11 protein-coding genes are annotated in these 11,760 nt (G+C 60.3%); 4 read left to right on the top strand and 7 right to left on the bottom strand.

Features of this window, described 5'->3' with window-relative positions; all coding sequences use genetic code 11:
- Window position 1 precedes the first annotated feature (1 nt).
- On the bottom strand, window positions 2–1,132 hold the full coding sequence (locus tag H7B67_RS28080) for an extracellular solute-binding protein (protein WP_185123210.1): 1,131 nt from the start codon (window positions 1,130–1,132) through the stop codon (window positions 2–4).
- 179 nt (window positions 1,133–1,311) lie between these two features.
- Between H7B67_RS28080 and H7B67_RS28075 the strand changes: the two genes are divergently transcribed.
- On the top strand, window positions 1,312–2,202 hold the full coding sequence (locus H7B67_RS28075) for a LysR family transcriptional regulator (protein ID WP_185123209.1): 891 nt from the start codon (window positions 1,312–1,314) through the stop codon (window positions 2,200–2,202).
- Window positions 2,203–2,242: 40 nt separating this feature from the next.
- A complete protein-coding gene (locus H7B67_RS28070; protein WP_185123208.1) occupies window positions 2,243–2,827 on the top strand; it encodes an LOG family protein in 585 nt (194 codons plus the stop codon).
- A 6-nt stretch (window positions 2,828–2,833) separates the two neighbouring features.
- Here the strand turns inward: H7B67_RS28070 and H7B67_RS28065 are convergent, their stop codons facing one another.
- From H7B67_RS28065 to H7B67_RS28050, 4 genes are all read right to left on the bottom strand, one after another.
- Complete coding sequence (locus tag H7B67_RS28065; protein WP_185123207.1) at window positions 2,834–4,273, bottom strand: ABC transporter substrate-binding protein; 1,440 nt, start codon at window positions 4,271–4,273, stop codon at window positions 2,834–2,836.
- 24 nt (window positions 4,274–4,297) lie between these two features.
- On the bottom strand, window positions 4,298–5,347 hold the full coding sequence (locus H7B67_RS28060; RefSeq protein WP_185123206.1) for an efflux RND transporter periplasmic adaptor subunit: 1,050 nt from the start codon (window positions 5,345–5,347) through the stop codon (window positions 4,298–4,300).
- A 79-nt stretch (window positions 5,348–5,426) separates the two neighbouring features.
- Window positions 5,427–6,317: a carbohydrate ABC transporter permease gene (locus H7B67_RS28055; RefSeq protein ID WP_185123205.1), complete on the bottom strand. Its 891-nt coding sequence runs from the start codon at window positions 6,315–6,317 to the stop codon at window positions 5,427–5,429.
- Window positions 6,314–7,192, bottom strand: coding sequence for a carbohydrate ABC transporter permease (locus tag H7B67_RS28050; protein WP_245364048.1), 879 nt, complete (start codon window positions 7,190–7,192; stop codon window positions 6,314–6,316). Before H7B67_RS28050 ends, H7B67_RS28055 begins: the two co-directional genes overlap by 4 nt.
- Before the next feature lie 163 nt (window positions 7,193–7,355).
- On the opposite strand from H7B67_RS28050, the gene H7B67_RS28045 reads away from it, so the two are divergent.
- Both H7B67_RS28045 and H7B67_RS28040 read left to right on the top strand, forming a co-directional pair.
- Window positions 7,356–8,048, top strand: a complete 693-nt coding sequence (locus H7B67_RS28045; protein ID WP_185123204.1) for a response regulator transcription factor — start codon at window positions 7,356–7,358, stop codon at window positions 8,046–8,048.
- The gene (locus tag H7B67_RS28040; RefSeq protein ID WP_185123203.1) at window positions 8,045–9,718 is read left to right on the top strand and encodes a sensor histidine kinase; all 1,674 of its coding nucleotides are present in this window, start codon (window positions 8,045–8,047) and stop codon (window positions 9,716–9,718) included. Before H7B67_RS28045 ends, H7B67_RS28040 begins: the two co-directional genes overlap by 4 nt.
- A gap of 824 nt (window positions 9,719–10,542) precedes the next feature.
- Here the strand turns inward: H7B67_RS28040 and H7B67_RS28035 are convergent.
- Together H7B67_RS28035 and H7B67_RS28030 are read right to left on the bottom strand one after the other, a co-directional pair.
- Window positions 10,543–10,794, bottom strand: coding sequence for a hypothetical protein (locus tag H7B67_RS28035; protein ID WP_185123233.1), 252 nt, complete (start codon window positions 10,792–10,794; stop codon window positions 10,543–10,545).
- Window positions 10,795–10,878: 84 nt separating this feature from the next.
- Complete coding sequence (locus H7B67_RS28030) at window positions 10,879–11,715, bottom strand: inositol monophosphatase family protein (RefSeq protein WP_185123202.1); 837 nt, start codon at window positions 11,713–11,715, stop codon at window positions 10,879–10,881.
- Between the last annotated feature and the right edge of the window lie 45 nt (window positions 11,716–11,760).

Genomic DNA, 11,760 nt, shown 5'->3' with positions numbered 1-11,760 from the left:
ATTATTGCACCGAGTTGTCGGCGAACCATTGCTTGATCTCGGCCTCGTGCTCGGATGCCCAGGAAGCTTCGGCGGCAACCAGCTTCGCGTTCGGCTCGCGGTCCGCCTTCGGCGTCGCGCCCGTCACGCTCGGCTCGAAGTAGCTTTCTTCGCCTTGATCGATCAGCTGCTGCTGAACAGCCGGGTCGAGCAGGAAGTTGACGAACGCCTTCGCCGCGTCGGCATGCTTCGTATCCTTCTGGATAGCCGCCACGCGAACGGACGCGGGAGCGCCTTCTTCCGGCCAGATGATGCCGATCGGCTCCCCGCCGTTCTTGAGCGAGTACGCGTTGCTCTCTTGAAGGGCGGCCGCCTTGATCTCTCCGCCGGTCAGCGCGCTGGCGACATTCGGGTTCTTCGGATACACGTGCGCGCCGTTCTTCAGAACGCTCTCGAAGTAGGACTTGCCGCCGTCCATTCCTTGGTCTTGGAAGAACCAGGATACGAACGGATATGCCGGAGCCGCAACCGCCGGATCCGCCATGCCGATGGCTCCCTTGAACTTCGGATCGGCGAGATCCTTCCAGGTCTTCGGAGCCGAAGCCTCGTCGAATTCCTTCGTGTTGTAAACGATGACCGAGGCCGCGTGCGCGCCCGTCGGGTAGTACGCTTGGTTAGCCGGCACGAACTGCTTCGCGAAGTCCGTCAGGTTAGCCGCGTTGTCCGGAGTATATCCGTCCAGAAGCTGTCCGGCCTTGTTAAGGCCTTCGATCGAAGGCATGGCGTCCATCCAGACGACGTCCCAGTGCGGGTTGCCCTTCTCCGCCTCGATGCGGGACATGATCTCCGCGCCGTTGCCGGTTACGAGCTCCAGCTTGTACCCCGTCGCTTCTTCGAACATCGGCTTGATGATTTCGTCGAAGTCGTTCAGGTAAACCGTCAGCGTCTCGCCGTTGCCGCTTGCCGCGGAAGGGCTGGCGCTCTCCGATGGCGACGGGCTTGCCGATTCCGTGGCAGGAGCCGATGCCGACGGCGTCGACTCCGGAGAAGCCGCCGCGTTCGTATCGTTATTCGAGTTGCCGCATGCCGATGCTACCGCCGTCAGTCCAAGCAGCGCCGCTGCCGCCAGAAATTTCGTGTTCCGAGTGTTCATTGTGAACCTCCCCCATGTTTTTGAATGACCTAGCTTCACTTTACCGGGGGAATGTCATTCGAACGTAAACGTCGTGCTAAATATAAATTAAATAGTTTCTATGGTTATTGATCATTTCATAGATAGATTCTATATTGGGAAAAGGAAGCCCGAGAGTCGTCCACTATGGAGGAATCACGATGAATGTTCAGCAGTTACGAGTGTTCGAGAAAGCCGCCGCTTGCCGGACGATCACCGAGGCCGCGGCGGAGCTCGGCCTGAAGCAGCCGACGGTCAGCTTCCATCTGAAAAAGCTCGAAGAGTCGCTCGGCGTCGAGCTCTTCCGCAAGAATGCGGGCAGGCTTACGCTCACCCGCGCGGGGGAGGAGCTGCGCCCGTACGCCCGCAGAATCGCCGCCCTCGTCGAGGAGGCCGAGCAGCTCATGCGCGACCATAGGGAACAGGGCCGCGGCAAGCTTCGCATCGGGGCGAGCTATACTCCCGCGACCTATTTTCTCCCCGCGTACCTCGCGGAGTTCCAGGAGAAGCACCCGCACACGATGCCTTTGCTGACGGTGAAGCAAGCCGGCGAGGTTCTCGGCATGCTCGCGAACTACGAGATCGACGTCGCGGTCGTGTCCCTCCCGGCCGATCCCATACCCGGCCTGAACGTCGTCCGGCTCGTCAGCGACGAGCTGAAGCTTGCGCTCTCCCCCCGGCACCCGCTTGCCGTGCGGGAGGCGATAACCGTCGACGAGCTGCGGATGGAGCCTTTTCTCGTGCACGAGCCCGGCTCGACCTCCCGCGAGCTGTCCGAGCGCTGGGCCAGGGACAACGGCCTTCGCTGGAACATCCGCATGGAGCTCGGAGCGATCGAGACGATCAAGGAATCGGTCAAGCACGGCATCGGGATCGGCATACTGCCCTACCGCAGCGTCATCAAAGAAGCCACGGAAGGAGAGCTCGCGGTACGCGACCTTCCCGGCTCCATTCCGGCCCGCACGATCAGCCTCGTCTACCGGGAAGAAGACTCGCTAGTCCCTCAAGCCTCCCGTTTCATCGCTTTTATGCGAGGCAAGCTGGAGGTATAATCGAACTCTAAGAACGAATATCCGTCAGGAGGTTGCTGCAATGAAATCCATCGCCGTATTCTGCGGCTCCAGCATCGGAGCGTCCCCGTTATATCAAGAAGCCGCGCAAGCCATGGGCCGGGAGCTGGCCCGCCGCGGCCTCGCCCTCGTCTACGGGGGATCCTGCGTCGGCCTCATGGGCGCCGTCGCGGATGCCGTTCTCGCGGAGGGCGGACAGGTTATCGGCGTCCTTCCCGGCTTCCTTCAAAGCCGCGAAATCGCGCATAAGGGGCTGACCGAGCTTATCGTCGTCGACTCCATGCACGAAAGAAAAGCCAAGATGGCCGAGCTGGCAGACGGCTTCGTCTCCCTGCCCGGCGGTCCCGGCACGATGGAGGAATTTTTCGAGATCTTCACCTGGGCCCAGCTCGGCCTGCACCGGAAGCCTTGCGGCTTGCTCAACGTGAACGGCTATTACGATCCCCTCGCCTCCATGTTCGATACCATGCTGACCGAGCAGTTCATGCAGGAGAAATACCGCCCGATGCTGCTGATCGACACCGAGCCGAGCGCGTTGCTCGACCGATTCGAGGACTATCGCTCTCCAAGCGTTAAGACGTACTTGAAGAGCGAATCGCAAACGTAACGCCGTTTATTCGTTCAGATAGGTTTCGACCCGGCCCGCGACTGCCTTCGCGACGGCCTCCGCCTGCTTGCTTCCGGAGAAATAGGCGGCGGACTCTTCCGCGATGATGCCGATCACCTTATCGTCCTTGCGATTGTACTTGCCGACGGAGGGCACGAGCGCGAGCGCCGACTCGATCTGCTCGTCGGTGATCGTTACCGGTTGCGCTCCTCCGCCGTCCGCGCTCCTAATCATCACCTTGGCCCGGCCGCTTTGCAGCTCCTCGGCGAACTGCGTAAGTCTCGTCTTAACGGACTCTTGATGCACCGGGAACGCCATCATCGACGGGGACGATTGAATCTCCTCGGAGAGCAGGAACTTGACGAACTCCCACGCCGCAGCCTTCGCCTTGGATTTGTCGTTCAGGGCGAACGCCAGGTCGGAGGTGAACGGCAAGCCTTCGTCTTGTCCGGAGCCGGGAGGGTTCAGCACTTCGCCTTGACCGTTCGCGAGCCTGCCGGGCAGCATGGCCAGGTCCATCGGCGCCGAGAAGGTCGTCGTCGAGAAGGCCTGATTCATTTTGCCGAGGATTTCCGTCGAAGCGGCTCCGCTGTCGTACAGCCGCTTCACTTGCTCCAGATAGCCGCGGAACGCTTCTTCGTCGAACGAATAGGAACTGCCCTCCTTGGTCACAAGCTTTCCGTACAGGGATTGCGCCACATACCCGATAACCTCCGTCGCCTCTACGCCGCTTAAGGCTTGCAGCTTCGACCCGTCCGCTTGGGTCTCGGAAGCGATCTTCTCGCACAGGGCGAGGAACTGCTCCCAGGTCCATGTCGAGTCGTCGGCGCCGCCCGCCTTCTCGATCGCCGCTTTGTTCCCGATCAGCGCTTCGACCGAATAGTTGATCGGGATGGCGTACCAGCTCTCGCCGTCCTTCATCCCCTTCAATACGCGCTCCTGGTATTCGGCCGTCGGGAAGCTTGAGTCCTTCCCCGCGAGCTCGCTCCAATCGGCGAACATGCCTTTGTCCAGATAGCGGTCGACCGGCAAGTAATTCACGGAGATCAGGTCCGCCGCATTGCCGGACATGAGCGCGGTGCCGACGGCATTGGCGTATTTATCGATGTCTTCTTGAGCCGGGCCGTCGTCGCCCGGACCCTTCATGACTTTCATTTGATTGCCGCTCGTGTCCGTCGGCACCGTCTCTTGGATTTCGATGTCGATATCCGGATGAGCCTGCTCGAACTTGGCGACGGCTTCTTCGAGGAATCGATCCTCCGTGAACACGGCTACGGTCACCGTCTGCTTGCCGCCGGTATCGGAAGCCGAGGTACCGGAAGCCACGGAGCCGGATGGGGAAGCAGCGGCCGGATCGTCGCCGCCGGAATTGCACGCGGCGAGCGCGAAGGTGAGCAGCAGCGCCGAAGACGCGGCCGATGCCCGTTTGATGGACGATTTTCTCATTTTTCTATTCCTCCTATAAGTGGGTTATTCCAGACGAACGCGGTCGCCGTCGCTGAGCGGCGCGCCCGAGTCCGTGACGATTCGCTCGTCGGGCATGAGCCCGCTAAGAATGATGACCGTGCCGTCGTTCTCTTCTCCTGCGTCGACATACGTTTTTCTTGCGAAGTAAGAGGAGCCGAGCGGACCTTCTTCGGTCGTTACGGTGAACACGTACGATCCGCTGCCGTCGGAATGCAGAGCGTCCGATGAGATTTTGAAGCCGGGACTTGCGCTTTCCTGGTCGATATAGACGGTCGCTTTCATGCCGGGGGATAGATCCGTTCCGTTCACGTCTATCGTCACCGTCTTGACGTCCGAGCCTCCTCCGCTTCCGCCGATCCCTTGACTCTCCGCGTCTTCGACGCTGTCGATGGTTCCTTCCAAAAGCCGGAGCTCGGGCTGCCCGACCTCCACCTGGACGCTTCTGCCGATCTGCAGGGCGGAAGCGGCATCCCCCTCGGCCGCGATGACCAATTGATAGCCGGACGCGTCGCTGGCCAACTCGCATACCGTCTGCGCCGCGGACACCCGGATCCCTTCTTCGGCGGTTATCGATTCGACGACGCCGTCGAACGGCGCTTCGAGCACTCGGCCTTCGCCGATCTGCTTTTCCAATTCGTCAATCGTCCTCCCTGCGATAACCATGTCCAGCTTCTTGACTTCGATCTCGCGCGTTTGCTTGTCGATGGCATCTTGTTCTCCTGCGCGCAGCAGCGGCTTCATGGCCTCCTGTAGCTGTTCGAGCTGAAGCTGAGCTTGCTTGTAGCGGGTTTTCTCGTCCTCCAGCGTCCGTTCCGTATCGGAAGGATCGAAGGTAATCAAAGGATCGCCTTTGCGGACGCGGTCTCCTTTCTGGACGTGCACCTCAGCGACCGTCCAATTGCCGGACGGCGTCAGCGGCGCCGAGTAAGCCGGCTGCAAATACCCTTCCTCCGAGATGCTCAGATCGAGGCTGCCCATCTCCGGCTTCTCGACCGCCACCTTCGGCAGCGACATGCTTTGGATCGTGCTCGACAGGAACGTGAACAGCAGCAAGACGCCGACAAAAAGGCCGATAACAAAGCGCAGCGTTTTTTTTCTCCGAATGATCGTTCTTCCCTCCCTTCCTGCCGGGTCATCCCTTGACCCCGGATCGCTGAATGCCTTCCACCAGATGATCTTCCCCGTACAGGAACAACAACACGATCGGCGCCATGTATAGGGTCGAGGAAGCGAAGGCGACTCCGCGCTCCCCTTCCGTGATCCGCGCCAGGTAGACGGACAGCGGCTGCCGGAAAGGCTCCGTCAGAAACAGCAGCGGCTGCTCGACCATGTTCCAGTTGTCCACGAAGGCAAGCAGCATCAGGGCAGCCATACCCGGCCGGACAAGCGGCAGCACGATATAGCGAAAAGCGCGAAACGGGCCTGCGCCGTCGATTCTCACGGCTTCCAGATACGCGTCGGGCACGCCCGAGACGAATTGGCGCATCAGGAACACGCCGAACGCCGCGAATACGCCGGGCCAGACGATGGCGCCGTAGGAATTCAGCAGTCCGAGCTTCTCCGCCACGATGTAGTTGGGGACAAGAGTCACCTGGAACGGCATCAGCATCGTCAGCAGGTAGAGGAAAAACAGCTTGTCCCGGCCCGGAAATCTCAGCTTCGCGAACGCATAGGCCGCCAAGGTTCCGACCGCGGTCTGCAAGGCGACGATCGGCAGCGTCAGGCGAACCGAGTTCCAGAAGAGAAGCAGGAACTTCGGCATGAAAATGAGCACGTCGCCGAACGGCTTCAGCGTGGCCCGCTCCGGAACGAGCCGGATGGACACCCGGTCCGTCGGCATCGCGGCGGCGTCTCCCCCGTCGGCGTCCGCGCCGTCCAGCGCCCCGTAGTGATGAGCGATCTCCCGCTCGGACATGAAGGCGTTCGTGACGGTCAGAACGATCGGGAAAATCGCGATAACGGCGAGCAGGCAAAGCAAGGGCAGCTTGACGGCTGCCGCGATCCGGTTCGCGGCCGATTTCATCCTTCCGACGCCTCCCTTGCGCGGCGCTCCGCTCGGAACAGAATGGACACGGCCGCTCCGATGACGAGAGCGAGCAGGACCGCAGCGGACGTCAGCTTCGGGTAGTCCAAGCTCTGAAACTGGTTGTTCATGAAGTGCTGCAGCGTATAAATGGCGTCATGAGGGTACGCTCCGGCAACCATGTAGGTCTCCCGGAACACCTTGAAGGAGCTGACGATCGACATGACGACGGCAAAGAACGAGACGGGCGCAAGTCCCGGCCAGACGATCGAGCGGAACCGCCGCCATGGCCCGGCCCCGTCGATGGACGCGGCCTCGAGCTGCTCCGCCGGAATATTCGCCAGCCCTGCCAGGAATAGAACCAGGTTGTAGCCGACGTTCCTCCAGACATAGACCGCGGTCATCACGGCGAACGACCAGCGCCCGTTCATCCAGTCGACCGGGTCCGCCCCCGCGCTTGCCGCGAAGCCGTTGATCGCTCCTTCCCAATGGAACAGCGCCTGCCAGACGAGCGCGATCGAAGCAACCGGGACGACAAGCGGCAGCAGGAACAGCGTTCGGAACGTACGCCTCAGCGGCATCGCTTTGTTCAGAAGCAAGGCGAGGCCGAGGGAGGCAGCGAACAACACCGGCACGCCGACTCCGGCGAAGGCGAGAGAGTTGCCGAACGCCTTGCGGAACGAAGCGCTGTCCCATAGCTGACGGTAGTTGTCCATTCCGACGAACCGACCCTGAATCGGCGTATCCACGAACGAATAATAGACGACCGCCCCGAACGGGATCAGATAGAACAGCAGGAAACCTGCCAGGCTTGGACCCAGGAACGTCAGCGCGGCAGCGGATTCCCGAACGGACGGCGATCTCAGCTTCCGCAAGCGGATTCCTCCTTTCCAGGTTGTGGATGCCAATCATCATAGCCCGCCAATGTGACAGCCCTGTGACAGCCCCGGGAGTGACAGACGGCGGGGCTTCCCGCTACAATGGGGCTAACAAAGGAATCGTCGGGATCGGAAAACGTGCGGGAAGAAGGTAGCCGAATTGAGACAAACGGTGCTGATCGTAGAGGACGAACGGAAGCTGAGAGAGTTGATAGCCGATTATTTGGAGGCCGAAGGACTGGCCTGGATCGAGGCGGCGAACGGCGACGATGCGGTGGCCCTGTTCCGGGAAGCCGCTCCCGACCTGGTCATCCTCGACATTCTGATGCCGGGACTGGACGGCTACGACGTCTGCGAGGAGATTCGCAAGCTCTCGGACGTTCCGATCCTGTTCCTGACGGCCAAGAGCGAAGAAGAGGACAAGCTGCTCGGCTATGACCTGGGCGCCGACGATTACATGACCAAGCCGTTCAGCCCCAAGGTGCTTGCGGCTAAGGCGAAGGCTCTGCTTCGGAGATACGAGTCCGCGAAGCTGGAACGGAAGGCCGCCGAGAGCCGGCGAGTCGAATGGGGACCCTTGTCCATCGAGGAATCGAGCCGGGAAGTCTTGCTTGATGGGCGAGAGGTCTCTCTCTCGCCGAAGGAATTCGACCTGCTGCTCTATTTCGTCAGCCACCGCAACATCGTGCTGAGCCGGGATCGGCTGCTCGAGCATGTATGGGGATACGATTACGACGGCGACGCGCGGACGGTCGATACCCATGTCCGCCGGCTGCGGCAGAAGCTGGGCGATCGCGCGGAGTGGGTCGCGACGCTGCGCGGCAACGGCTACCGGTTCAAGGTGACGCCATGAGGATACCTTGGCAACGGTCGATTGCCTTCCGGTTGTTCGTCGTCACGTTCGTTGTCATTATGCTATTCGTCGGTCTGTTGCTCGCGGCGCTGGCCGGCGGGTTCTCTTCCTTCTACGAGCGTCGCCAGAAGAGCGATATTCTGGAGGAAATCGGCCGAACCGCGGCGCATTACCGCGCGTACGAGAGCACGGGCGGCGCCCTGACGGGAATGCCTCCGTTCATCACCCGGTTCGAGAGCGAATATTACTCGAAGATCGCTCTTCTCACGATCGAGGACGGAGCCGTCACCACCGTCCTCATGAGCGGCGCCCAGCAGAAAAAGCAGGTTTTCTTAAAAGGGGACAATATCGACGAAGAGGGGCCTGTCAAAGTTCCGATCGATTCCGAGATGATCCTCGTACCGGACCTTTCCGTCCCTTCCGAGCTGGAAGACATGATGGTCGCCGTGAAGGTATGGGTCCAGAACGAGGGATCTTTCCGGGCGGTGATCGGCGAGGGCCGAACGATCGTCTATTCGTCGCGGGGGGACTCGACCGAAACGCTCGGCGCCCAGTCTCCCCAACTGATTGCCGTCACTCCGATCTCCAGCGACGGCAACCGCAGCGGGGAAGTTATGCTCGCCGTCGCCTCCCTGCAGCCCGTCACCCACGCGGCCAGCGTGTTCAAGGACCTCTCCGTCTACGTCTTGGGCGCCGCGCTCGTCTTCGTGCTGCTTCTTGCCGTCGGATACGCGACGATCGTCACCAAGCCGTTGATCCGATTAAACGCGCTCGCCGAACGGTTGGCCGGACTCGACTTCGGAGCCCGCGCCCGCTGGAAGCGCAAGGACGAGATCGGAGCGCTGGCCGGCTCGTTGGATTTTCTGGCGGACAATCTGCAGATGACGTTAGGGGAATTGCAGGCGGCTAACGAGAAGCTAAGGGAAGATATCGAGAAGGAAAAACGGCTCGAGAGAATGCGGCGGCAATTCATTGCGGGAGTCTCCCATGAGCTGAAAACCCCGCTTAGCCTGATCGGGGGATACGCGGAAGGGCTGAAGGACAACATCGGCAGCGGAGCCAAACGGGAGAAATACGCCGAGGTCATTCTGGACGAGACGCGCCGAATGTCCGCCATCGTCAGCGACATGCTCGAGCTGTCCCATCTCGAGTCGGGCCAATATTCCTTGACGCTGGAGGCGTTCGACCTTACGGAGCTTCTAAGGGAAGCCGCGGAACGGGCGGAAGCGCTCGGATCGGAGAAGTCGCTGACGATATCCGTCATCTTTCCGCAAGGCGATTCCGACGGAACGGCCGAGGCGGCCGAGGCGATCGGGGACCGGCTGCGGATCGGCCAGGTTCTGACGAACCTGGTCACGAACGCGGTCCGGCATGCGACGGACGGCGGCCGGATCGCTATCTCGGCCGCCCAAGACGGAGATCACTGGCTTATCGAAGTATATAACGACGGCGAGCCGATTCCGCAGGAAGAGCTCCCCCGAATCTGGGGGGATTTCTACCGGGTCGATAAAGCCCGCAGCCGGGAAAGCGGGGGAACGGGCATCGGCCTCGCGATCGTCCGCCAGATCCTGACTCTCCACGGCAGCCGTTACGGCGTCCGCAACGAGACGGGCGGCGTCACCTTCGGCTTTACGCTCCGGTCGTCGCGAGGAATGAAGCCGGCATTGTAGCTGTGGCTTCCTTTGGGGATCTTGTCGTGTCGCAAGGAAATGCGCGATATGATGCCTCGTCTCGGCACCATATCGCGCATCCTTCTCCCCTCTTCCGTCTAAGTTCCCCTATTACACACCTGTGCGCTTTTTCACCTCTGCTTCCTTATTCCGCTACTGCATCCCTATTCCACCTCTGCATCCCTATTCTCCCCCTCCCCGCTTCCCGCTTGTAACGGAAGTGAGAGCCCTTATTTCGCTCCAAAAGCCCTTCTTGGAATTCTAACGGAAGTGAGCGCCTTTATTTCGTGAAAAAGGGGGCATCTAAAGACAACTCGGCCCAAATAAGGGCTCTGATTTCCGTTAGATTTAAAAGAGCCGTTTTGAGGACGATTTAACGGCTGTCATTTCCGTTAGCGGCGGTGAGGAGCAATCAAGAGGCCACGTCCAAAAGGAAAAGAGGTAGCTCTCTCCATTAACCGAATCGCCCGTAACCGGTCGATCGGTTCCGAAGGTGGCACTCTAGGCGGAGAGATTGTATAGTCAATCTGCTTAGATCTAGCGGTTGGAAGCCGAAAGTTTGAATTGTGCAGAAAATCTATATATGTCTGGCGGTTCGAGCTGTGTAGAGGAGTTATTATTTGTGCAGCTGGCGATCTGCGGAATGAAATTATGCAGATAATCTACATAATTTATGCGGCTAGCTGGCTGTGGATCTCCATAACTCGTGCGGTTGGCGAACCCGTTCCCCGTTTTTCATCGATGGCCCGTAGTCGGACTGGGGGTTTTCGTTTTCGTCAAAAAAGAGTAAGGCGGCCGTACTCGGCCGCCTTTGCTGCGCTTCTTTACTTGCCTTCGTCTTCTTTCCCGTAGCTCCCGTAACGCCCGTCCGCTTCTTTGGCCATTCGGCGATAGAGAGCCGTCTCTTCGGCGACCGGATCCCTCTCCGATTGGATGCGGACCTCCCACTTCGGAGAAAGCTTCGTTACCGCTTCCTCCTCCGGGTCCCCGCTCTCCATGTCGCCTTCCGTCAGCCGGCGGGCGAGCTCCAGCTCCGCTTTCGTCGCCTCTTTTGCCTCTTCGCGTTCCTTGTCCAATCGTTCCGCCTCCTTCCAAGCTAGGATGGTCGAAAGCCGCCGCGAACATGTACCTCCGCCTGGCCGTTCCGTTGCCCCGGCTTGTCAGACTTGCGCCAGCGCTTCCTTCAGCTCCTCGTGGATGCGGCCGTTGCTCGCCAGCACGTGGCGCACGCCCAGTTGATACGGCTCTCCCGACTGGTCGCTTACGACTCCGCCCGCTTCCTGGATAAGCAAAGCTCCGGCAGCCAGATCCCAAGAGTTGAGTCCGATCTCCCAGAAACCGCTTAAGCGGCCGGCCGCGACATAAGCCATATGCAGCGCCGCCGATCCCGCGACCCGCAAGTTCCTTACCCGCGGGGCCAACGCTTCAATCTGCTTCAAATTCTTGGGAAGCGCGAATTCATGATCCGCAGGCAATCCCGTAGCGACGAGGCTCTGGCGCAGCGTCGCCTCCCGGGATACGCTCATGGGCTTGCCGTGCACGTACGCGCCCTTGCCCTTCTCCGCGACGAATAGCTCGTCCCGCGAAGGATCGTAGACGACTCCGACGATGACTTGTCCCCGATAGGCCAGTGCGATGGACACCGAGAAGAACGGGAAGCCGTGCACGTAGTTGGTCGTCCCGTCGATCGGATCGACGATCCACAGGTATTCCGCGTCGCTAACCCGCTCCAGCGCGAGAGCGGACGCATCCGGCCCCGGCTCGACTCCTTCTTCGCCAAGGAAGGAATGCGTGGGAAAATGAGTTCCGATCAGATTGCGAATGAGCCGTTCCGAGCCCTTGTCCACTTCGGTGACCAGATCGTGCATCGAATACTTCAAATCCGGCTCCGCGAACCGTCCGATGCGGCTTTTGATCCATTCGCCCGCCTTCGAAGCGCAGTTGACCGCGACGGCGGTGAAGCTTTTACTGCCGATGATCGATTCCCTTTCTTCCATAATAAACCCTCTTTCTATCAGATTAGATGTGTTCGTTATCGGATA

Source organism: Cohnella thailandensis, from assembly GCF_014212135.1.
Lineage (GTDB): Bacteria > Bacillota > Bacilli > Paenibacillales > Paenibacillaceae > Cohnella > Cohnella thailandensis.
This window is presented reverse-complemented; position numbering and strand designations above follow the sequence as displayed.